Annotated in this window: 2 protein-coding genes; both read left to right on the top strand. The window is 69.7% G+C overall.

What is annotated here, in order from left to right; all coding sequences use genetic code 11:
* The coding region (locus UN64_RS21645; protein ID WP_077365961.1) for a hypothetical protein at positions 1–220 on the top strand (220 nt) is incomplete at its 5' end.
* A 410-nt stretch (positions 221–630) separates the two neighbouring features.
* A partial coding sequence (locus UN64_RS21640) for a GNAT family N-acetyltransferase (protein ID WP_139343241.1) occupies positions 631–1,110 on the top strand: 480 nt, incomplete at its 3' end.

The following is a 1,110-nucleotide window of genomic DNA, read 5'->3' as shown; positions in this document are numbered from 1 at the left end:
TTCAGCCAGTGATGACGGCATGAACCACGGACTCCTCAACTGGTTCGTCACGGGCCGCGCTTCAGCCCCCGGCGGGGTCCGCATCAACAACGGCGGTCGGGCCCGCGTCACGATCCGGACCCGTGACGGGTCGCTCTTCAACGTCGTAGTGGACGATCACGACCAGGCGAGCCGCCTGGTTGAGGATGTCCGGTCGATCAGAGCACGCTCATCCGGCTAAATCGGTCGTTAGTGACGAGGGGCCCCGCCATGCGCCGTTTGCGCCACCTCCGGCCCTGCCCGCCCGCCGCACGGCTCGCCACAACCAACCCGCTAGAGCGGCAGCCGTCCGTACGTTTCGAGCGAGCCCTGGGGTGCGCGGGGGCGCCCACCTGGACACCCAGTGTCACGCCGACCGGATCCCGCCCGATACGCGAAGAGTCCACCGCGCGTCGTGTGGAACCTTGCCTGCATCTCGACAGCAAAGGCCCTTGCCCACCGATCCGCATCGTGACACAGTTCACCCCATGATGCAGCAGCAGTGACGCCGTGGGTCCGACGAGCCACCACCGGCCTCCCCGCGCGCCCGTCTCGAGCACGGCTCGACGGGTGCCTCTGCGCCCACCCCTTTCTTCAGAAAGCAGTCACCGCATGCCTGACATCATCGAATTCCCCCTGCCCGTCTCGTCGGACGACCCCCACTGGCGGGCCTACTGCCAGCTCGGAGACGAGTACAACCACGAACTGATCGGCACGACCGAGTGGGACGAGACCCCCACGGACGCGCTCATCCAGGCCGCCGCCGAGACCGACCACACGCTGCGCCGCTACCTGGCGTACGTCGACGGCGAGGCGGTCGGCTACGCCCGCGTCCTGATCAACCAGGTCGACGACCCTGACGCGGCCGCCCTCAACGTCTACGTCCACCCGCGGCACCGCGGACGCGGCCACGGCCGGGCACTGGCCGAGCGGCTCGTCCTGGACACCGCCGGCCTCACCCGTTTCGAGACCTGGCCGCTGACGCCGCGGCCGGTGGCCGGGCAACGGACGCTCACCCCGCCCAACGGCGCCGGCGCGGTGTCCGCCGAACATCCGGGTGTGCGTCTCGCCCAGTCCTACGGCTTCGCGCTC

The sequence above is a fragment of the Fictibacillus arsenicus genome, assembly GCF_001999465.1.
In the GTDB taxonomy this organism is placed as follows: domain Bacteria; phylum Bacillota; class Bacilli; order Bacillales; family Fictibacillaceae; genus Fictibacillus; species Fictibacillus arsenicus.
The sequence above is the reverse complement of the archived record's forward strand: the minus strand, read 5'-3'. Positions and strand labels throughout refer to the sequence as shown.